A 21,756-nucleotide genomic window follows, 5' to 3' on the forward strand; every position below is an offset into this window, starting at 1 on the left:
GGGTTGTGCATGGATTTTAATGAGCTGAAAAAAGAGCTAATTGCTTATTGTGAGGAAGTAAATATACAAAAGGTGGGTTTTGCCTCGGCAGATACCTTCGAGACATTAAAGCAACGGTTGTTAGTGCAGCAATCATTCAACTATCAATCTGGCTTTGAAAAAGGCTCGATTGAAGAGCGCACAACCCCGACAATGCTTTTACCAAAGGCACAGTCAATTATCTCGATTGCTATAGCCTACCCATCTAAAATGAAAGATGCTCCGAAAAGTAAAAAAGGTGAAAGACGTGGACTTTTCGCAAGAGCCTCTTGGGGTAAAGACTACCACGATGTTTTAAGGGAAAAGCTTCAAAAAATCGGTGAGTTCCTTGATGAACGAGTCGAAGGTGTTCAATATAAATCGATGGTAGACACTGGTGAATTACATGACCGTGCCGTAGCCGAACGTGCTGGTCTTGGCTATGTAGGTAAAAACTGTGCACTCATTACGAAAGAATACGGTTCTTATGTTTATTTGGGTGAAATGATTACTAATATTCCATTTGAACCAGATGAGCCGGTTGAAGACGGCTGTGGTGATTGTAATATTTGTGTGGATAGGTGCCCGACAGGAGCATTAGTACAAGGTGGGCAAATTAATGCTAGTCGCTGTATCGCTTATCAAACACTAACTAAAGATTTTATGCCCGATGAATTCCGAGAGAAAGTCGGTAATCGCATCTATGGGTGTGATACTTGTCAGCAGGTATGTCCGAAAAATAAAGGTATTGATTTTCATCTTCATAAAGAGCTCGAACCAGAACCAGAACGAGTTAAACCGAAGTTGGAGCCACTTCTTAAGATCTCCAATCGTGAGTTTAAAGAAACTTTTGGTGACATGTCCGGCTCATGGCGTGGCAAGAAGCCACTTCAACGTAATGCGATCATCGCTTTAGCACACTATAAAGAAGAATCATCTGTCGATACGTTGGCGGAAGTGATGTTTAAAGACCCAAGGCCTGTAATCCGTGGAACAGCTGGGTGGGCAATTGGTAAAATTGGTAGAAATGATTCAGAAGACTTACTAAGTAGGGCTTTAGATAAGGAAGAGGACGAACAAGTCATCAAAGAGATTGAAAAAGGTTTAGCTCTATTGAAATAGGTGGGGAATGATATGAAATTATTAACGATGACTTATCCGTCACCAGTAGGGCCTTTATTTCTGGGATCCGATGGTGAGAATCTTTATTGGATTGATTTTGGGACAGCTGAAGAGAAAATGAACAAGATCCAAAACTGGTTAAAGAAACACCGAATCGATCCTCATTTTAAGGAAGATCCATCCTCTTTTGAGCCTGTCATTAGCCAACTAGAGGAATACTTCTCAGGTGATCGAAAGACTTTCGATGTTGATTTTAAATTTGTTGGGACTGAGTTTCAAAAGCAAGTATGGCAAGCATTAACCCAGATTCCATACGGCGAAACGGTTGCTTATGGTGATATTGCCAAGACAATCAATAAACCGAAAGCTGTTCGTGCAGTTGGAGGAGCTCTTAATAAAAATCCGTTTTCAATTATCGTTCCATGTCATCGAGTGATTGGAAAAAATGGTTCACTAACAGGATTCGGTGGTGGATTGGATAAAAAAACTTGGCTGCTTGAACATGAACTTAAGTATTATGACTAATCTTTAGATTCTATGAAAAAATAAATATGTGTTGTGATCGAGGTGGGAAGAGTGGGCTTACACATTGTTTTATATCAACCTGAAATTCCAGCTAATACGGGAAATATTGCTAGGACAGCCTTGGCAACTAATGCTAGCTTGCATTTAATTCGACCACTGGGCTTCTCAACTGACGATAAAATGCTTAGACGTGCAGGCTTGGATTACTGGCATGATGTTGATATTAACTATCATGATTCATTAGATGAGCTATATGAGATTTATCCAAATGGTTCATTTTATTATATAGAGAATTTTGGTACTAAACATTATTCAGATTTTGATTATAGTAATCAGGAAGAGGATATTTTTTTTGTTTTTGGAAGGGAAACAGATGGAATTCCTAAAGAGTTGTTAGTTGGAAAAGAGGATCAGTGTTTACGAATTCATATGACAGATAAAGTTCGGTCTTTGAATTTATCAAATACGGCAGCGATTATCATTTATGAAGCCCTAAGACAACAAGGGTTTCCGGATGTAGAGTAATAAAAAAAGCAGAGGATCGTTTCCTCTGCTTTTTTATTACTTGCGTTCACCTGGCTTTGCTTCATAACCTGCTGTGAAAATTGAAACTAAAAACACTAGGCATACGCCCAAAATGATAGCTGTTGTCATGGAGACTCCTCCTTTATTCTTCTCAAAAAGGATACGTTAATTTAAGTTTATTATAACCAAAAGTATACTCGAAGTGAATTAAAGTGTAAACATGTTCAAATAATCTTCTTATTTTTATGCGTATAGTCCACCATCATGACCGAATAAGGATAGTTATAGGATTCTTATATCCGATGAGGAGGTAGGTACATGAGGTGGGAAGGGACTTTAGAAGAATATGTCCACTTGATTCAATCAGGTGAATTTGAACCTTTATCTACTCATCAACGTTTATACTACGCAGTGAAACGGGCAATCGATCAAAGGAAAGATGATCCAAAGCTAATCGCAATGCACAATGTGATAAAATCTCTTTTCAAATATTACCTAACCCCTGCTAATCAGGGTTATGATATCAAAAAGCGAATGGTTATCTTTGTTGGGCCACCTGGTAGTGGGAAATCTACTTTAGTTCAATTTTTAAAACAAGCATTGATTGACTTCTCCAAAACAGCTGAAGGTGCAGTAATTCGCATAAAAGGTTGTCCATTACAAGAGAACCCATTATTAGCTTTACCCCCAAAATGGAGAATTTATTTACGAGAAGAGTGTCAGCTTGAGGTAAAGGGTGAACTTTCACCTTTAAATAAGTACAAGTTAGACAAAGAGTATCAAGGAGATTGGCGTCAGATACCTGTCGAGCGGTTTGTTTTATCTGAATCTGAGCGTAGGGGGATAGGAAGTTTCTTCCCTGGAGATCCCCATACTCAGGAGTTATCAGAGTTAGTGGGAGGGGTTGATTTTTCAACCATTACCACGTATGGATCAACATCCGATCCTAGAGCATATCGTTATGACGGTGAACTGCAAGCAGCTAATCAAGGGATTCTAGAATTACATGAAGTGTTTAAATGTCGTACGGAGTTGCTTTATCCATTATTAACACTGGCAGAAGAAGGCACATATAAAATAACGAGACAGTCTATGATTCACACTGATCTAGTCATGTTTGGTCATACGAATGAAGAAGACTTACGAAACTTTATCAGTCAAGGTAACAACCACGCTTTATTAAGTCGAATGGTTCTAATCAATGTTCCTCATAACCTTCTTCTAGATGCAGAAGTTAACCTTTATAAACAGATAATCCCCCCTAATGAACAGCCTAGATTGATGTATCAAGCTTTAGAGACATTGGCTGCAGCTGTGATTATGACACGGCTAAAAAAATCTAATACCTACCCAATCACCCTTAGCGAAAAAATAGATGTTTATAATAAGAAGAATTCGTCGAATCTGATAAAGGATGATTTGCAAGCAGAGCATCCTGATGAAGGGATGTTTGGTTTAGAATCACGTTTAGTTTTTAATGCAATCAGTTCTGTTCTTGCAACAGAGTCTGATCAAATCGATGCAAAAATGCTACTGGATGAGTTATTAGAGTGGATAGAAGACTCTTATCGTTTTACAGAGTCTGAAAAGCAGGCTTATCAATATTGTATTAGGCGTGCACGCGCACGTTACATTGACCAACTCCTAAAACATGTTGAAGACTACTTCGCTGAAAGAAATATCAACCAACTTAATGAGATGGTGCAAAGGTTTCTGTGCTCTGAAGAAGGTTTTCAAGAATTTAGCGATGTATTGGAGTTTGACCGTGCGATGTATGATCAGCTTCAGGAAAATATAAGTGAGCTAGATGTGAATAAAATAGATTTTTCTATCCTTCCTACAGAATATCAACGACGATTCAAGCAAAAGCTAAGACAAGATTGTGTGGATCATTTGAAAAAAATGGATCAATTAAAAGCATGGTTAACGGATGAATTTTGGCCTTATATGGTATACAAAGACAGAAAATTTTCAATGACATCAATCACAGATTTATATGAAATTTTAAGATGAATAATCTGCTTCGACAATCCAATGATAAATCTGCAAAATTTCGATCGTTAACCTTTTCTATATGGTTATTTTCATATATACTAATTTAAGGTAAAGTATGTTTTTCCTTTTGTTTTCTAAAAGTTGTTTACACTGGCTAATTTATGGGTAAACAATTTGATAGAAATCAGGAGAAAAACTGTTATAAACTAATAAGTATAAATATTCAATTTGTACAATTCGATGGGGGTAGTAAAAGTGGCAATCAGAGGGTCTAACGACAATGTATGGCATGCTTTTCATGGCCCAAATATGGGATATGTTGAAGAGCAGTATGAATTATTTTTAGATGACCCTGATGCAGTTGATGAATCACTGCGTCAAATGTTTGAAGAACATGGCGCACCTGAGTGGATGGATTCAGGTAGTGTTGAAGCTACTGGTGGGCAAACAGCGTCGAAGGCTGACATGAAAAAGCTAACATCTGCAATGAAGCTTGTTGATGCAATCCGTCGCCATGGTCATTTAGAAGCGGACATCTTCCCTGTAGGAAAACAAGATAATCGATCAACACCATTAGTTGATCCGAAAACGTATGACCTAACGGAATCAGATCTTAAGAAGATGGATGTCGATATTTTAGTATCTGATTCGCCTAGTCATGTGAAAAATGCCTGGGACTTAATTCAACATTTGAAAGGCCGTTATTCAGGTAAGGTTTCTTATGAATTTAACCATATTCCTGATGATGATGAGCGCGAGTGGCTCTACAACCAAGTAGAGACTGGTGCTTTTGACGTGTCTTTAACTGACGACGAACAAAAGGAATTGCTCAATCGTCTAGCAGAGGTTGAAGGTTTTGAGCAATTTTTAGGAAAAACTTTTGTTGGACAAAAACGCTTCTCAATTGAAGGTTTAGATATGATGGTTCCGATGCTTGATCGTATGGTTAAGAATGGAAACAAAGATTCAGTTGAGCATATTATGATGGGAATGGCACACAGAGGGCGACTAAACGTATTAGCGCATATCGTTGGTAAGCCGTATGAAAGAATTTTTTCAGAGTTTGCGCATTCTCCAGATAAAGAACTCGTACCTTCTGAAGGATCAACTGGCATTAATTATGGCTGGACAGGAGATGTGAAATACCACTTTGGTGGCGATCGTGAATTTTCTGGTGATGATCATAAGACCAACGTCACGTTAGCTCATAACCCTTCACATCTAGAGTTTGTTAATCCAGTTGTAGAAGGATATACACGTGCAGTACAAGATGATCGCTATAAAGGTGGTTATGCTGAACCTGACTTTAATAAATCTTTTACAGTCCAGATTCACGGTGACGCAGCCTTTATTGGTGAAGGTGTTGTTGCTGAGACACTTAATATGTCACAATTGAATGGGTATGCAACAGGTGGTTCCATTCATATCATTGCGAATAACTTAGTTGGTTTCACAACCAATCATGAAGAGGGTCGTTCAACTAAATATGCAAGTGATTTAGCGAAAGGTTTTGAGATTCCTGTCATTCACGTCAATGCGGATGATCCAATCGCTTGTCTAACTGCTGTTGAACTAGCTTATCAATATCGTAAAAAGTTCCAAAAAGATGTCTTAATTGACCTTGTTGGGTACAGAAGATATGGACATAACGAAATGGATGAACCACGTGGGACACAGCCTCACCTTTATAAGTCAATTGATAAGCACGAAACAGCATATGAACAATATGCACAATACTTAGCGGATCAGAATGTTATTTCAGAAGATGATGTTAAAGGTTATAAAGATCAAGTGATGAAAGATCTACGAGAAACTTATAACAACATGATTGAAAATGAAAACCTTGATCCAACAATCCCAGAGTTACCAGATGAAGTAGCTAATGGATTAGACCAGATTGAAACAGCTGTCGAGGTCGATGTACTTAAGAAATTAAATGAAGATATGTTAAAGCGCCCGGAAGATTTTACAGGCTTTAAAAAACTTGAGAAGATCCTCCAACGACGTGAAAAAGCATTTAACGAAGGGGAAAAGATTGATTGGGCATTAGGTGAAGCACTGGCATTTGCATCCATTTTAAATGACGGTACACCAATCCGGATGACTGGTCAGGACTCTCAGCGTGGTACATTTGCTCACCGTCATGCGGTGTTACATGATACTGAAAAAGAACAATCCTATAGTCCTTTTCATGGATTAGAAGGTGTTGATGAAACATTTAGTATCTATAACAGCCCATTATCAGAAGCTGGTGTCTTAGGCTTTGAGTACGGCTATAGTGTTCAAAGTGAGGATACATTAGTACTATGGGAAGCTCAATTTGGTGACTTCGCTAATGCCGCCCAAGTTATTTTTGACCAGTTTATCTCATCTGGTCGAGCGAAATGGGGACAAATTGCAAGTTTAGTGATGTTATTACCACATGGTTACGAAGGTCAAGGACCAGAACACTCTAGTGCCAGACTAGAACGTTTCTTACAATCATCAGCCGAAAATAACTGGACAGTAGCTAATGTAACTACATCAGCACAATACTTCCATTTATTAAGACGTCAAGCAGCAATCGTTGGTACAGAAGCTGCTCGTCCACTTGTGGTCATGTCACCTAAGAGTTTATTACGTAACCAACGAGTGGCAGTCGATGCGAAAGAATTATCTGAAGGTAAGTTTAAGAACATTCTTGAGCAAAAAGGCACAGGTGAGAATCAAGAGGCTGTTACACGTTTAGTTCTAGGAAGCGGTAAAGTCATGGTTGAATTAGAAGAAGCCATTGAAAAAGGTGAAGTGGATGATGAGACGATCCATCTAGCCCGTTTTGAACAGATTTACCCGTTCCCTGAAAAAGAATTAAAAGAATTACTTAAGAAATATAAAAATGTTGAAGAAATTGTTTGGGTTCAAGAAGAGCCAAAGAACATGGGAAGCTGGGATTTTGTTAAGGAACGTATCCAGGATGTTAAGAAGGTTAAGCAGAAGCTTCACTACGTTGGACGCCCGTATCGCTCATCTCCAGCTGTAGGTGATCCTAATATTTCTAAATCAGAACAAAGTCGTATTATAAATGAAGCATTGAAGCTAGATTAAAGGAGGAGAATGTCGTGAAGGAAATTATTGTTCCGGAGTTGGCCGAATCAATCACAGAAGGTACGGTAGCAGAATGGTTAGTTAAAGAAGGTGACCAGGTAGAGAAAGGTGATCCTGTCGTTGAACTTGAAACGGATAAAGTAAACGTAGAGGTAAATGCGGATCACTCTGGTGTTATTACTGAATTATTAGTTGAAGAAGGTGCGGATGTTGAAGTAGGTGACGCGATCGCAAAAGTTGACGAAAGTGGCGAGGGTGCAGCACCTGCATCTGATGACAAACCTGAGGAAACAGAAGAGCCTAAGGAAGAAGTAAAAGAGGATAAAAAAGAAGAAAAGCAACCAACAACTAAAGAAGAGCCAGCTGCAGCAGACGGTGAACAGCCAGTAGCATCACCAGCAACACGTAAGCGTGCTCGCGAGCTTGGTATCGACTTAAGTGAAATTAAGCCAAAAGATCCAGTTGGCCGAATTTCAAGAGAAGATGTTGAAGCTGCTGCTAAGGCAAAAGTTGACGAAGGTAAGAAGCAATCAGCTAAGAAAGAAGACAAATCAGCTGAGAAAACTGAATTCGAAAAGCCAGTCGAACGTGTAAAAATGTCACGTCGTCGTCAAACAATTGCTAAGCGTCTAGTTGAAGCACAACACAATTCTGCGATGTTAACAACATTTAACGAAGTGGATATGACTAATATCATGAATTTACGTAGTGAACGTAAAGAAGAGTTCGAGAAGAAACATGGTATTAAGCTAGGATTCATGTCATTCTTCACAAAGGCAGTTATTGGAGCACTTAAAGAGTTCCCATTACTTAATGCTGAGATCCAAGGCGATGAAATTGTTCAAAAACAGTTTTATGACATCGGTATGGCTGTATCAACTGAAGAAGGTTTAGTTGTTCCAGTAGTTCGTGATGCGGACCGTTTAAGTTTCGCAGGTATCGAAGGCGAAATTATGGAACTAGCTAAGAAAGCTCGTGACGGTAAATTAACGATGGGTGAACTACAAGGCGGTTCATTCACGATTACCAATGGTGGAATTTTCGGTTCAATGCTTTCAACACCAATTCTAAATACACCACAGGTTGGTATCTTAGGATTACACAAGATCGAAAAGCGTGCAGTCGTTATGCCAGATGATAGCATTGAAGTACGTCCAATGATGTACCTTGCTTTATCCTATGACCACAGAATTGTTGATGGTCGCGAAGCTGTACAATTCCTAGTACGCGTGAAAGAAATGATTGAGGATCCATATGACCTTCTTCTAGAAGGATAAGTCTTATGTAAGTATTATTAAGGAGCCCGGTTATGATGAATAGTCATAACCGGGCTTTTTTTATATGGTCAAATTAACGGAAATGCGTCGACAAGGGGTCAAACCGTTAAATAGCCAGGCTCTAATTAACGGAAATGCGTCGACAAGGGGTCAAACCGTTAAATAGCCAGGCTCTAATTAACGGAAATGCGTCGACACGATCCCAAATCGTTAAATAGAATGGCATCATCACTGTTTTAGCGACCAGTTCTCTACTCACTCACCCGTTTTTCCTACCTAATTTCATTCCAACACAAAAGAGCTGATTTGCGTCCAGCAATTCAGCCTCCTTCTTAACATGAATGAAAGAATCCATTATCCTCATCATATATTAGCTTTAGAACTCTTATAGGGGGGGATTCACATTAAGTATAGTAGCCATAAAATTTTACATAGACATAGGGAGATCCCCAAATTACCTCCACAAACACAAGCACAAACCTATTCACAACCATCGAAAGTAGGCAGAAGTGAACAATCACCTAAGCCACTATCTACTCAAGCACTTAAAAAATTAATCCAGCAAAAATCAACCAATCAATCTGATGAGACCCATACAAATAAAGGTAAGCTTAACACAACGAGAACCTTACTGAATTATTTAAGTAACAATAAGCCATTTGAGAAATCTCTAATATATAATCAGATTCCATTGAAGCCTAGAGAGAGGACGATTGAATTAGCTCTTATCGATATTTCTAATTCTATGAAGCCAAAAAAACAGACTCTAACGGTCAATCAACTTGGAATCACAAGTAGCAAACTTGTTTTGCTGCACAACCAGGAGCTATTAGACGATGAATTTATACATATTAATCAACTGAGTTTTCACGGTGGAACGTCTTACACCAATGTATTTAGAAAAATCTACCGAGCATTAGATCAGATGAAAATTCAACTTCAATTAACCCATGTGACTGATGGAGAAGTTGATCCTGGTGAGGTGAATAAAAGTATCGCTCTTCTCAAATCCTTAAGCCAGCACAATGCTTTAGCATATAAATTAATCTTAGTGACGGCAAACCCTAAGTCCGAATACGTAAACAAACTGAACCGTGATCTAAAAAACGTTGACATAAAATACCTTCCTTTCGGTCACACTAACAAGTGACGAAAGGGGTGCTACTTTTGAGATTCAAAAAGTTCTTCTTTGTGATTGCGCTATTATTGATGGTACTGGTTGTGGTTGATGAACCAATCAAAAGAGTAGATGCTGAGACAGTGGACGTTTACGTTGTACAGCCTGGAGATTCACTGTGGATGATTTCACGAAGTTATCAAATTGGCTTAAGTGAAATCATTGAAGCGAATCCTCAAATACGTAACCCAGACTTAATTTACCCTGGAGATGAAATTAATGTCCCTTTAAAAACAGAAGTAAAGTCAATTGAAAATGAAGTTATTCGTCTAACGAATAACTATCGTGAACAGAATGGATTAGAACCATTAGACCATGATTGGCAACTTTCAAGGGTAGCTAGGTATAAATCTGCAGATATGCGTGATAAAAATTATTTTTCTCACCAATCACCTACTTATGGTTCACCATTTGATATGATTGAAAATTTTAATGTCAGTTACCGTAGAGCAGCCGAGAATATTGCTGCCGGTCAGAGGTCCGCTGAGGCAGTGGTTGAATCATGGATGAATAGTCCAGGACATAGACAAAACATATTGAATCCTGATATGACACATATTGGTGTTGGTTACGCAGAAGGAGGAAGTCGCTCTACTTATTGGACCCAAATGTTTATTGAAAAGTAGTAGTAGTAGTAGTGGTTGAAGTAGGTAAGTTACTACGGAGACCACTACTTTTTGTTAGAATATTTTTCTTGTATAGTAAAAAATCAACTTCACCAAATTGCGACATTTTTAAATTTTTATCGATAAATTTACCTAATATGATTGCGTTTTCATACTCCAGTTGATAAAATTCAATAGCAGTGATTATTTATATATTTATTTTTAGGAGGATATAGAGATGGATATTATTTTGGGGTTAATAGCCATTGTTGCAGTTATTGGACTAGCTATGTTAATGTCTAGTAACCGTAACGGGATTCCATTTAAAGGAATCGGAATCATGATTTTGTTACAGCTACTGATTACGTGGTTTATGTTTAATACGGAAATTGGTCGTATTATCATCGAATCGATTGCAGTGGTGTTTGAGAAATTAATCGAATTTGGACGTGAAGGGGTAGAGTTCGTCGTGGGTGGTATTGCCATGACTAATCCAGATGACCCTAACGTGTTCTTCTTTGATGTATTATTAATTATTATTTTCTTTGCTACTATTCTATCTGTTTTAACATATTTGAAAGTGCTTCCATTACTCATTAAGTATGTTGGTGGGGCATTATCTAAAATAACAGGTTTACCGAAAATCGAATCCTTTAACGCAGTAAACAGTATGTTCTTTGGTCAGTCTGAAGCGTTAATCGCGATCAAATCACAGTTCCATCGAATTACTGAAAATCGCTTGTATATTGTATCAGCGTCAGCGATGGGGTCTGTTTCAGCATCGATTATTGGTGCTTATATGACGATGATCCCGGCAGAATATGTACTAGTGGCGATTCCACTAAACATGTTCAGTGCGTTAATTGTTGCATCTATCATTGCACCACCAGATGTTTCTGATGAAGATGATGATGTTGATGTGAATGAAGTAAGTGGAGCTAAAAGTATCTTTGAAGCAATGGCAAATGGTGCGATGGATGGTGGTAAAATTGCCTTAATCGTTGCAACGATGTTAATTGCCTTCTTAGCTTCATTAGAATTAGTGAACTTCATTGTAAGTGCCATTATCCCTGGTCAAACATTAGAAAGTATTCTTGGTATTATCTTAGTTCCAATTACTTTCTAATTGGTATCCAGCCAGGTGAATTGATTGATGCAGGTAGTTTAATGGGTCTGAAGATTGTAACGAACGAATTCGTTGCGATGTTACAGTTCATTGACATGCAAGATCAATTCTCAGATAAGACAGTTGGTATTGTATCTGTATTCTTAACAAGCTTTGCGAACTTTGGTTCAATTGGTATTATCGCAGGTACAGTTGCTGGTATTGATGGTGAAAAAGGTAAGACAGTTTCACGTTTTGGTATGAAGCTTCTAGTTGGTGCTACTTTAGCATCTATCCTTTCAGCTACAATCGCTGGTCTATTCTTATAAAATCGAATTTAAAAGAGGCTGTCCCAGTCATGAATAGATGACTAGAGGGACAGCCTCTTTTTTGATTGATGGTGGTGAATCAGCTAAATGTCTTAACGACGTAATATAACCTCATGATTAAAATAATTGCCCCTGTTGCAAGTCCAGTAATTAAACCAACCCAGTATCCGAATGGATCAAGTGCTGTTAAGTTGGCTAAAGCAATCCCTGTTGGTAATCCAATAACCCAAAATGATATAAATGCGATCACCAGAGTCGTATTAACATCCTTGTATCCTCTTAATGCACCTTGGATTGGTGTGCCAAATCCATCAGATAACTGAAAGAATACAGCGTAAATTAGGAAATACTGCATTAATAAAATCACTTCCGGCTCATTACTATACAATTGGGCAACTTCTTCACGTAAAATGAAAATCAATATACCACTTAATATGGCAAAGAAAAGTCCTGAACTAATTCCAATAAAACTGTATACTTTAGCATCAATTAATCGTTTTCCCCCGACTTCAAAACCGACTGAGATCGTTAGTGCCATAGCAATAGCCAGAGGAATCATATAAAATATCGAAGCAAAGTTCATTGCAGCTTGGTGGGCTGCTATTGTTACTGTGTCATAAACACTAATAAACAGAGTGACTGCAGCAAAGATACTTGTTTCAAAAAAGATGGTAATCCCAATTGGGACGCCTATTTTTAATTGTTCTTTCCATGCTTTTATTGATGGACGAACTAGCTCATTAAATATCTGATAACCTCTAAAGGGTTGCACTTTTTGTACAATAATGATGGTAATGATTGAGGTAATGAAGTAAGTCAGTGCTGAAGCAACTCCTGCTCCAATTCCACCAAGTTCTGGAACACCCCAATTACCAAATATAAAGAGGTAATTAAAAAAAGCATTTAACGGTAAGGCGATTAGTATGATTAACATAGAGGTTTTGGTTTGACCTAAGGCATCAATAAATGAACGCATGAGGTTGAATGAAAATAGGAACAACATACCAAAACCAAGAGCGACTAGATAGTACTTAGCGATGTATCTAACTTCTGGTTCAAGTGATAATATATTTAATAGGGAGTCTAAAAAGAACACTCCTAAAGTAAACATAAAAGCAGAGATGATAATCGCTAAGTAAATCCCTTGTTTAACGGCAGTAGGGATTTTGTCACGTTGATTGGCTCCTGAAAGTTGTGCGACGATTGGAGAAATGGCTAATAATATACCATTAATACCTGTTAATACAGGTATCCAAATTGAAGAACCGATCGCAACACCTGCTAAATCTTCAGATGAAGCCTGACCAGCCATCACGGTATCAAAAACGTTCATTAAATAGATCCCGACCTGAGTCACTAAGATCGGGAGTAATATTTTTATGAATAAAGTTATTTTTTCGATTGTGGAATGAGTTTGATACATTTTTTAACTCCTTCCTATACTATGTGATAACAATGTTTGCTAATATGTCATTATAGCTTAGTTTATGGTTTTTGGATAGAAAGGAAGACGAACAAATGACAAATAAACGAATAATTTTTACAGGTGGAGGAACGGCAGGGCATGTAGTGGTTAACCTTGCTTTAATGCCAGAGTTTATAAAAGAAGGTTATGACATACATTATATTGGGTCTTATCAAGGGATTGAACGCGAATTAGTAGAGGGAATGGAAGGCGTGACTTATCATGGTATCGCAACAGGTAAGTTAAGACGTTATTTGTCGGCCCAAAATATGAAAGATCCATTTAAGGTATTAAAGGGTGTTTTCCAGGCTAAAAAGCTCATGAAAGAGTTAAAACCAAGTATAGTTTTTTCAAAAGGTGGGTTTGTTTCGGTGCCAGTTGTTATGGCATCTAAAATGTCTAATATACCGTCAATCATCCATGAATCTGATTATACGCCGGGATTAGCTAATAAAATCGCCACTAATTTTGCTAAGTATGTTTTGACAACCTTCCCTGAAACGAACGAATATCTGCCCCAGAATAAAGTGAAAAACGTTGGTGCAATTGTGCGAGATGAATTGTTTCAAGGAGATCCAGGTCAAGCCTATCAAATGACGGACTTTGTTAAATCTAAACCGACCTTACTAGTGATGGGGGGGAGTGCAGGAGCCCAAAGCATTAATGAGGCTATTCGTTCTAATCTCCCACAACTGCTTGAAGAGTTTCAAGTCATTCATTTGTGTGGCAAAGGAAAGTTAGACGCATCTATTAAACAGTACGGTTACGTTCAATATGAATATGTCACAGATGAACTAAAGGATCTTTTAGCTATTGCGGATGTTGTTGTTTCTCGGGCTGGAGCCAATGCTATATTTGAGTTTTTAGCTTTAAAAAAACCAATGCTCCTCATCCCGTTGTCAAGGCAAGCAAGCCGAGGTGATCAAATCCTTAATGCTGAATCCTTTAAGAAACGTGGTTATGCACAAATGCTTGAAGATGAAGAGGTTAATGATCAAACTTTATATGAACAGATCCAAGAGCTTTATCAAAATCGGGAAAAATATATCCAAAATATGCAAGCTTATCAGCCGATTAAGACTAAAGATGAGGTAATTAATTTAATCAAAACAACCATGAAATAACAATTATTTCCTTTTGTATACAAAGGTACTACCTATTTTTGGGTGGTACCTTTGTTTTTGGATAGAATGTAGAGTTATTTCTATCGATATTATCTAAAAAACAACTGAACTATAAATAATCGGAATATTTGTTTGTAAATCGTTCTTAATCGTTAAATATCGTAATTGATAGAATTTTGCCACACGAATATAATTAAAAATGGTTTCAAAATTGATAGATTCAGAGAAAAATTTTTATAGGTCTTTTCGAACACAACGTTGATCAACAAAAAGTGTAAAAAGTAACCAGGCCTAATGCATTTAAAAATTTAAAAGGAGAGTTAAAATGAAGAAATTTTTATTATTAATTTTAATGTCTTCCATGCTGGTTCTTGTAGCATGTAGTGACGATGATGAGACTTTAGAAGAAATTGTCCTAGCTGACGGGGATTGGGATAGTATTAAATTCCATAACCATGTTATGGCTAATATTATTGAACATGGTTATGACTACGATACTGAAACTATGAGTGGTTCAACCGCAAACACGATGCAGGCATTAAGAGAAGGAGACATTCAAGTTTACTCTGAAATTTGGACAGATAATACTAAGGAACTTTATGAAGAAGCTATCGAGGCTGGAGATTATGTTGATGCTTCAGTTAACTTTGATGATAACGCACAGGGCTTATATGTACCAACATACGTCATTGAAGGTGATGAAGAGCGTGGGATTGAGCCTGTGGCACCAGATTTAGAAACTGTTGAAGATCTCGCAAATTATCCTGAGCTTTTTGAAGACCCAGAGGATTCTAGCAAAGGTCGTATCGTCAACGGACCATCTGGTTGGGCAGTTAATGAACATATTGAAGAAAAACTTCAACATTATGGTTTAGATGAGATGTATAACATATTAGCTCCAGGTTCTGAAGCTGCGCTAGTATCTTCACTTTCATCAGCTTATGAGTCAGGTGAGCCATGGGTTGGCTATTACTGGTCACCAACTTGGGTTACAGCTTCTTATGATTTAACAATCCTAGGAGATAATCCGTATGATGAGGATGAGTGGGAGGAAAATAGAGCAACTGAATTCCCTCCTAATGATGTTATGGTAACGGTGCACAAAGACTTCCCTGATCAAGCACCAGAAGTTTTTGAGTTCTTACAAAACTATGAAACATCAACTGAATTAACTGAACAAGCATTAGTCTATCTACTAGAAAATGATACAGATGCTGAAGAAGCAGCAGAATGGTGGATGGAAGAGAATGAAGATCTTTGGACACAATGGGTTCCTGAAGATGTGGCTGAGAAAGTAAAAGAGGGCTTAGGAATCTAGTTCCTAATTTGAAGGTAGTTAGCCACTATTTGATTAAATGGCTAACTATCTTCTTTTATTTAAACAAAACAATTGAGAGGTGAGAGTGATGAGTGGTTTCCCTGATATATCGATTCCTCTGGGGAATATAGCCGACTTTGTCGTTAACTTTTTAGATAAAAATTTAGAGCCTGTATTTGACTTTATTTTTTGGATGACGTCCACAACCATTACCACGTTTGATGATATATTGAATTTCTTACCGTGGTGGTTACTATTAGTGTTTATTTTTGCTTTGGGTTACTTTTTCCAAAACGCAACATCAGGTTTGTTGTACGCGTTTCTTATATTCTTAGTTGGTAGCTTTGGTTTATGGGAAGAGTTGATGATTACCGTTGCAATTGTGCTGACTGCTGTGATCATCTCGTTAATCATTGGTATACCAATCGGAATATGGATGGCGATGAACCGAGCCTCCTCTGTTGTGATTAGACCTATCTTAGATGCGATGCAGACGATGCCAAGCTTTGTCTACTTAATTCCTGTTATCTTCTTTTTCCCACTAGGTAATGTTCCTGCTGTATTTGCAACTATCATTTACGCAGTACCTCCAGTTATTCGTTTAACCGAATTAGGTATTAGAAATGTTGATCAGGAAGTGGTTGAATCAGCTGAATCATTTGGTTCATCTCGCATGCAAATTTTGACGAAAGTTCAATTACCACAAGCTGTTCCTACAATTATGGCTGGTGTTAACCAGACAACGATGATGGCTTTAGCGATGGTTGTTATTGCATCCATGGTTGGTGCTGGCGGTTTAGGTGAACAAGTCTTAGTGGCAATTAACCGTATTGATATTGCATTAGGATTTGAAGCAGGTATCAGTATTGTATTTTTAGCTATTATCATTGACCGCATTACAAGTGGAATCGGTAACCGTTTCCAAAGAGATAAGGGGGACCAGTAAATGAGTGTGAAAATGAAATTGGAGAATGTATCGAAAATTTTTGGTCCAAAACCTAAGACAGCCATACCTTTAGTTGAACAAGGAAAATCTAAAGAAGATATTTTAGCTGAAACAGGAAATACAGTAGGTGTTTATAACGCATCGATCGATATAAATGAAGGTGAACTATTTGTAATCATGGGGCTTTCTGGAAGTGGAAAGTCGACGTTAATTCGTTGTTTAAATTTATTGAACAAGCCAACAACAGGCTCAATTGTCGTTGATGGTGAGGATGTGGTGCAGTATAAGGGTGAGGCTTTAAAGGAATACCGCCAGAAGAAAATCGCGATGGTTTTCCAGCATTTTGGATTGTTCAGTCACCGTACTGTACTAGGAAATGTTGAGTATGGATTAGAGATTCGTGGGGTATCAGCTGAAGAGCGTCAAGAAATTGCTCGTCAAAATCTAGAAAGTGTCGGATTAAAGGGGTGGGAAGATAAATACCCCGACGAACTATCTGGTGGTATGCAGCAACGTGTGGGATTAGCTCGTGCGTTAGCTAATGACCCAGATATCCTTTTAATGGACGAACCATTTAGTGCGTTAGACCCTCTCATTCGTCGTGAAATGCAGTTAGAATTGTTAGACCTTCAAGAGCGCCTACAGAAGACGATCGTCTTTATCACTCACGATATTAACGAAGCTTTCAAAATTGGCGATCGTGTAGCGGTGATGAAGGACGGTAAAGTCGTTCAGACGGGTACACCAGAAGAAATCCTTGAAGAACCGGCAAACGATTATATCTCAGAATTTATTAAAGATATCGATCGTTCGAAAATTATCCAGGCCGAAAATATTATGATTAGACCGAACGCGTTAGTTTCGCTAAAGGATGGGCTTAAAGTAGCTATTCAGGAAATGGAGTCTAATGGTTTATCAAGTGTTTATGTGACGGATCGTAAACGTCAGTTACAGGGGATCGTCACGATTGATGATGCTATCCAAGGTGTAAAAGAAAAGAACTCTTTAGAAGACGTTATGATTAAAGATGTAGCAACCGTAAAAAAAGAAGATTACTTAGAAGAGATTATTCCAAAAGCTGTTGAATCAACTTACCCAATTGCTGTAGTTGGTGAGAGTAATCGTCTAGAAGGAATCATTCTTCGGGTTCATGTACTATCAAGTTTAGTTGCAGAAGATATAGATGAATAATGTATTAAAAAGAGCTAGAGCCAAAAAGTAAATAACAAGTACAAAAGAAAAAATTTGGCCAAACGTATAATAAAGACCGTACAATGATTAAAACGATTAGTTCATTGTACGGTCTTTACTTTAATGATAAACATTGGTCTCGACAGCATCGAAAAACTTAGCCTTTTTTAACCTTTTTATTGAACTGTACCGTGTCTTTCAATGTTGATTTTAATAGTTGTCTCAACCTCTATGTCAGTAAACATTTCACGCCATTGCTCTTTAGTAAGGTCCTCTCCACGAGTATTATTGTTATATTTGACGCCAAATCCAAACACATCAGCATTCATCTCTTGAGCTTTGTTAATGACTTCTTCTAACTCTTTCTCCATTTGCTTGGTTACTTGTGTTTCTAAAACATCTAAGGTTTCAGGATCGTCTAAATTTAATTGTCTTGACAGTTCAATTACTCTGCCATCAATATCGATTTTCACTTCAAATGACGGTGGATTCTTACTTTCCATAGTTATATCTGTATTACTGTTAATTTTATCGATAACGGCGTAGATATGTGGGTCTTCAATTTCAGCGTATTCCTCTAGATGATCTTCAAATGGCTCAATCGGCAGTTTCAGTTCAATTAACCCAGAATCAAACTGATCTACCATCAGACGAATATAGAAGCCTTCCTCTATCGTAAAATCTCCTACCACTTTATCATCTTGTAAAGCAGCAATATTTTTAATAGTAACTTTTTCAGAATCAACACTTAGTAATGGTAAAACAGGGTCACGACCTACTTGGAAATAGTCTCTTAAATATTCGTGGTACGTACTACTTGTTATTTCCTCATTTCTTACGGCGGTTTCTATTAATTGATGTAAATAGGCCCCAATATTTGGTGCTTCTTCATAGTTTGTAGAAGCAAGTACTTGGTCACTTGGCTGATCTGAAACGGCTATATAAACAATATCTGATAGCTTAGCATCTCTTCCTAAAGTGTCAAGATGTTCAATAAAACCATCCTCTTTAGAAAGACTTGGTCCGAATAATATAACTCTTAATTGACCATTGGTGATCTTGTGCCCAGACTCTTTATTGGCATTTCTCTTAACTCCTTGTAACGTATCCCCTTCACTGTTAATGATTTGTGAAGCATTGGTTATATCAGGATCGAATTGGTATAGGACAGTTGTTGCAAGGAGGTGTCCAGTATCTTCATCTTTATCAAAGCCATATACCGTCACGATTCCAAGGTCTTCAATGATATTTTCTTCAGCACAACCAACTAACATGACTAGCAATATACATATGACAAGTAAATGATATTTCATGATTTATTTCCTTTCACTCTTTTATAGATGGCAAAAGGTAATAGAAGAAATGGCAATGTTAGACCAAAAAATATACCTGCCTGCCCCACATAATCTGTTAATATGTTGACGTATTCTCGTTTATCAACAAAGGTGGCTACTATTAAAGCGATTAACATAAAAACATGTAGGCAATGCTTTTGTTTTAAACCAGTGACTCGCTTACAACTATATGAGATCATCCAGCCAAGTAAGATGAGATTGGGAATGACGACCATTAACCATAATGCAACTGAAATCACATCGAATCGCTCAAAGATAGGGAGTGTTATGATTTTAAACATCGTAAAAAGTGGCCACACCTTCATTTCTAGATGTTTCGGACTGAAGTAACCAATGGCTACTACAGTGACATACATAACTAAAATAATTGTAAATAACATGGCAAAATGACTATACTTGGCTACGTTCTTCTTATCCTGGATGAATGGATAGAGAACCCAAATTAATTCAAAACCTAGTATCGAGTAAGACGTTTTTAATGCGCCTGAGAAGATGTCTTGTGGACTATTATCTAATACTGGTAGAAAATATTCTGCACGCATTAAGAAAATGGGTTCAATTAACAGTAGTACCATCCAGATCGTCGTAAAGAAAAAGACAATACTACTTCCAACAGCTGCCCTAACTCCACCATAAACAGCGTAAATGACTAAGAATATAAGTAGTGAAGCGATAAAACCCGTTGATAGTTTAGGAAATATGAATACTTGTACGAATTCTATATAATTAAGTAAAATGCTAATAAACATTAAGTAAAAATAAAAGATAAAAACCATACTAAGGACTTTGCTGATCTTTTGTCCGAATATCTGAGCTAAAATGCCATGTATATCCGTATTTTTATAACTGTTTAGAATGAAAACAATACAGGCAATCACAATATGAAGAGCGATACCAGCAATTAATACTGACACCCAGCTGTCTTGCTTAGCTTCTTCATACACAACACGAGGGAGCCCTACAACTCCTACCCCCATTTGTAAGGCGTGTAAGACAACAAATAAATAAACCGCCTTTATTTTTTTATCTATTGGTATTTGAAGTTGTGATTGCATAATCCACACCTATTCATCGATATCAGATTTCTTCTTTTTCGGTGGCTTAGGGAACCGCTTAATCTCTTTTGGCTTATTTGAGTAAGAACGTTTGTTACTGAATAAAAAAGGTAACCGAATGACAGAGTTGTCAATATCCTTAGGTTGAGTTGGGTAAATGGGTGCTAGGTATGGTCGATTTAAAGATTTTTGTTTAATCAAATGAATGATGATAAAGGCCATACTGAAGACAATGCCAAGAAATCCCCAAAGACCAGCCAATACAATAATTGGAAAGCGAATTATTCGGATTGCAGAACCCATCAAATAACTAGGCGCTGTAAAAGAAGCCAAGGCACTGATCGCAACAATAATAATTAAGATATTACTGGTGAAGCCCGCTTCTACAATGGCTTGTCCGATGACAATCCCCCCAACAATACCCATTGTTTGACCGACTTTAGTCGGTAACCTTGCCCCTGCTTCACGAATCAATTCGATGAATATCTCAAGGATTAAGGCTTCGAGTAATGGTGGGAAAGGGACCCTAGACCTCGAGTGACCGAGGGAAACTAGCATCGCTTCAGGAATAATCTCATAGTGAAACGTTAAAGCCGCTACATAAACTGGAGTTAAAGTAATCGAAGCAAACATAGCGACAAAACGCATCACCCTAATAAAAGCACCCATGTTCCATCGTGTATATAAATCCTCTGTAGATTGGAAATAGCTAAGGAAATTGGTGGGTGCAATTACGCCTGATGGACTTTTGTCTACTAGTACGCCTAACCTACCTTCCTTAAGACTGTAACAAAATCTGTCTGGTAATTCAGTGACTAAAAATTGAGGAAAGATCGAGTATGAATTATCTTCAATATATTGTGTGATGGTTGAACTCTCTAGGACATCGTCAACCTTCAACTGTTCAAGACGACTCCTCATTTCTTTAACATTATCTTCATTTGCTATGTCTTCTAGATAAACTAATCTAACCTCTGAAGGGACGGTATCACCAATAACAAACTTTTCAACTTTTAATTTATCGGTATTCATCCGTTTATGAACAATGTTTAAATTAATATCAATTGACTCAGTAAATGAAATCTGTGGACCAAATACAAGAGATTCTGTTTCTGCCCGTTCAGGCTGTCTTGCTTCTACTCTTGGAATTGGAATGGTCAATGCTTGTTGTTCCCCTTCAATATAAGCACAGACTCCACCGTCTAATAGTTCGTCACCAATATTCTCAAGCTCTTTCTCCTCTTTTACTCCTGATATTGGTATAGCTTCTTTGATCGATTCATTTGATAATTCACTAGTGTCTTGTAGCTCTTTAATAACTTTATCGAATAAGTGTTGCTTATCAACTAAATAATCTAAGAAGATAATGATACAACCGTTGTTTTGTTGCTCAATTATTTTTGAAGATAGATCTGGTGATCCTTTAAAATATTGTTCTTTTAAATCGGTTTTGAGTTGATCCATTTTACAAGGAAAATAGTTTGACTTCTTAAATCTACGCTTCATAATATTCTCCCTTTATCAAGGTTTGAACATAGTA

16 protein-coding genes and 2 pseudogenes are annotated in these 21,756 nt (G+C 37.6%); 13 read left to right on the forward strand and 5 right to left on the reverse strand.

Going from position 1 to position 21,756, the window contains the following annotated elements:
• Positions 1-9: 9 nt before the first annotated feature.
• The 6 genes and pseudogenes from queG (at position 10) to odhB (ending at position 8,546) form a co-directional block, all read left to right on the forward strand.
• Complete coding sequence (gene queG / locus HWQ49_RS07605; protein ID WP_188207007.1) at positions 10-1,140, forward strand: tRNA epoxyqueuosine(34) reductase QueG; 1,131 nt, start codon at positions 10-12, stop codon at positions 1,138-1,140.
• 12 nt (positions 1,141-1,152) lie between these two features.
• Entirely contained in the window at positions 1,153-1,665 is a 513-nt protein-coding gene (locus tag HWQ49_RS07610) for a methylated-DNA--[protein]-cysteine S-methyltransferase (protein ID WP_188207008.1), read from the forward strand.
• Between the two features lie 51 nt (positions 1,666-1,716).
• Positions 1,717-2,190 carry a tRNA (uridine(34)/cytosine(34)/5-carboxymethylaminomethyluridine(34)-2'-O)-methyltransferase TrmL gene (trmL, locus tag HWQ49_RS07615; protein WP_188207009.1) on the forward strand — a complete coding sequence of 158 codons (474 nt, stop codon included), beginning with the start codon at positions 1,717-1,719 and terminating at the stop codon, positions 2,188-2,190.
• 318 nt (positions 2,191-2,508) lie between these two features.
• Entirely contained in the window at positions 2,509-4,203 is a 1,695-nt protein-coding gene (locus HWQ49_RS07620; protein ID WP_188207010.1) for a hypothetical protein, read from the forward strand.
• 222 nt (positions 4,204-4,425) lie between these two features.
• A pseudogene (locus HWQ49_RS07625) lies at positions 4,426-7,294 on the forward strand (2-oxoglutarate dehydrogenase E1 component); the annotation flags it as partial.
• The gene (gene odhB, locus HWQ49_RS07630; RefSeq protein ID WP_188207012.1) at positions 7,284-8,546 is read left to right on the forward strand and encodes a 2-oxoglutarate dehydrogenase complex dihydrolipoyllysine-residue succinyltransferase; all 1,263 of its coding nucleotides are present in this window, start codon (positions 7,284-7,286) and stop codon (positions 8,544-8,546) included. The pseudogene HWQ49_RS07625 and the gene odhB, both read left to right, overlap by 11 nt.
• Positions 8,547-8,667: 121 nt before the next feature.
• Here the strand turns inward: odhB and HWQ49_RS07635 are convergent, their stop codons facing one another.
• Positions 8,668-8,805, reverse strand: a complete 138-nt coding sequence (locus HWQ49_RS07635) for a hypothetical protein (protein ID WP_188207013.1) — start codon at positions 8,803-8,805, stop codon at positions 8,668-8,670.
• Positions 8,806-9,291: 486 nt separating this feature from the next.
• On the opposite strand from HWQ49_RS07635, the gene HWQ49_RS07640 reads away from it, so the two are divergent.
• From HWQ49_RS07640 to HWQ49_RS07650, 3 genes and pseudogenes are all read left to right on the forward strand, one after another.
• Complete coding sequence (locus tag HWQ49_RS07640) at positions 9,292-9,696, forward strand: hypothetical protein (RefSeq protein WP_188207014.1); 405 nt, start codon at positions 9,292-9,294, stop codon at positions 9,694-9,696.
• 59 nt (positions 9,697-9,755) lie between these two features.
• Positions 9,756-10,349, forward strand: coding sequence for a SafA/ExsA family spore coat assembly protein (gene safA, locus HWQ49_RS07645; RefSeq protein ID WP_188207144.1), 594 nt, complete (start codon positions 9,756-9,758; stop codon positions 10,347-10,349).
• Between the two features lie 274 nt (positions 10,350-10,623).
• A pseudogene (locus tag HWQ49_RS07650) lies at positions 10,624-11,762 on the forward strand (NupC/NupG family nucleoside CNT transporter).
• Between the two features lie 79 nt (positions 11,763-11,841).
• On the opposite strand, the gene HWQ49_RS07655 reads toward HWQ49_RS07650, so the two are convergent.
• Positions 11,842-13,185, reverse strand: coding sequence for an MATE family efflux transporter (locus HWQ49_RS07655; RefSeq protein WP_188207015.1), 1,344 nt, complete (start codon positions 13,183-13,185; stop codon positions 11,842-11,844).
• 95 nt (positions 13,186-13,280) lie between these two features.
• Between HWQ49_RS07655 and HWQ49_RS07660 the strand changes: the two genes are divergently transcribed.
• From HWQ49_RS07660 to HWQ49_RS07675, 4 genes are all read left to right on the forward strand, one after another.
• On the forward strand, positions 13,281-14,351 hold the full coding sequence (locus HWQ49_RS07660) for an undecaprenyldiphospho-muramoylpentapeptide beta-N-acetylglucosaminyltransferase (protein ID WP_188207016.1): 1,071 nt from the start codon (positions 13,281-13,283) through the stop codon (positions 14,349-14,351).
• 325 nt (positions 14,352-14,676) lie between these two features.
• Positions 14,677-15,669 (forward strand): ABC transporter substrate-binding protein, encoded by a 993-nt coding sequence (locus tag HWQ49_RS07665; protein WP_188207017.1) that lies wholly within the window; start codon positions 14,677-14,679, stop codon positions 15,667-15,669.
• 88 nt (positions 15,670-15,757) lie between these two features.
• A complete protein-coding gene (locus HWQ49_RS07670; RefSeq protein WP_188207018.1) occupies positions 15,758-16,615 on the forward strand; it encodes an ABC transporter permease in 858 nt (285 codons plus the stop codon).
• Positions 16,616-17,806, forward strand: coding sequence for a quaternary amine ABC transporter ATP-binding protein (locus HWQ49_RS07675; protein ID WP_188207019.1), 1,191 nt, complete (start codon positions 16,616-16,618; stop codon positions 17,804-17,806).
• 176 nt (positions 17,807-17,982) lie between these two features.
• On the opposite strand, the gene HWQ49_RS07680 is transcribed toward HWQ49_RS07675, so the two are convergent.
• Genes HWQ49_RS07680 through HWQ49_RS07690 form a run of 3 tightly spaced genes read right to left on the reverse strand, consistent with a single transcriptional unit; the run spans position 17,983 to position 21,722 of the window.
• Complete coding sequence (locus HWQ49_RS07680; protein WP_188207020.1) at positions 17,983-19,119, reverse strand: Ger(x)C family spore germination protein; 1,137 nt, start codon at positions 19,117-19,119, stop codon at positions 17,983-17,985.
• Positions 19,116-20,216: a GerAB/ArcD/ProY family transporter gene (locus HWQ49_RS07685; protein WP_188207021.1), complete on the reverse strand. Its 1,101-nt coding sequence runs from the start codon at positions 20,214-20,216 to the stop codon at positions 19,116-19,118. Before HWQ49_RS07685 ends, HWQ49_RS07680 begins: the two co-directional genes overlap by 4 nt.
• Before the next feature lie 9 nt (positions 20,217-20,225).
• A complete protein-coding gene (locus HWQ49_RS07690; RefSeq protein ID WP_188207022.1) occupies positions 20,226-21,722 on the reverse strand; it encodes a spore germination protein in 1,497 nt (498 codons plus the stop codon).
• Between the last annotated feature and the right edge of the window lie 34 nt (positions 21,723-21,756).

Origin of the sequence: Alkalibacillus aidingensis, assembly GCF_014595945.1 — a bacterium.
GTDB lineage: Bacteria > Bacillota > Bacilli > Bacillales > Alkalibacillaceae > Alkalibacillus > Alkalibacillus aidingensis.